At 61.0% G+C, this 661-nt stretch carries 1 protein-coding gene; it reads right to left on the reverse strand.

From position 1 onward, the window contains the following. The coding region (locus NMG10_RS25825) for an immunoglobulin-like domain-containing protein (protein WP_337994576.1) at positions 1-661 on the reverse strand (661 nt) is incomplete at both ends.

Genomic DNA, 661 nt, shown 5'->3' on the forward strand with positions numbered 1-661 from the left:
GTCGCCACCGGCAACCGATTCGATCTTGTTGACGATGCTCGGCTGGCCACCGACGAATACGTCGTCCGGTGCAGTGATGGTGAAGGTGCCGCTGGCGCTACCGGCAGGGATGGTGACCTTGGTGCCATCGGTCAGGGTGAAGGTCAGGCCATTGTGGCCGTTGACCGGCAGGCCCTGGGCATTGGTCAGGGTCACGGTGTAGGTGATCTGGCCGCCTTCGGACACAGTGGTCTTGTCGGCGGTGAGGGTCGCGACGACTTCGCTGACGGTGTCGGTGATCTGCACCGAGGCGTTGCCGCCCAGTTCCAGATTTTCGAAGGCCTTGCCATCAACGGCGGCATCGGTGATGCCGACGGTCAGGGTGTCGCCGTCCTTGAAGACGTCATCGCCTTGGGCTTTGGCTTTATATTCGGCTTCGGTCTGGCCGGCCGGAATAACGACCTTGTCGCCATTGGACAGGGTGACAGTCAGGTCATGGTCCAGTTTCTGGCTGACCTTGACGGTGAAGGCCGGCTGCTGGTCTTCGGTGACATCGCCTTTGCTGACGATGGTGACGGTGACCTTGTCGCCCTGGTTATCGGTACCTGGGGTACCAGTACCCGGCTCATCGGTCACGGTCGTGGAAACCGAGTTGTCGCCAAGGGTCAGTTTCTCGAAGTTG

Source organism: Pseudomonas sp. DVZ6, from assembly GCF_024259445.1.
GTDB classification, from domain to species: domain Bacteria; phylum Pseudomonadota; class Gammaproteobacteria; order Pseudomonadales; family Pseudomonadaceae; genus Aquipseudomonas; species Aquipseudomonas peradeniyensis.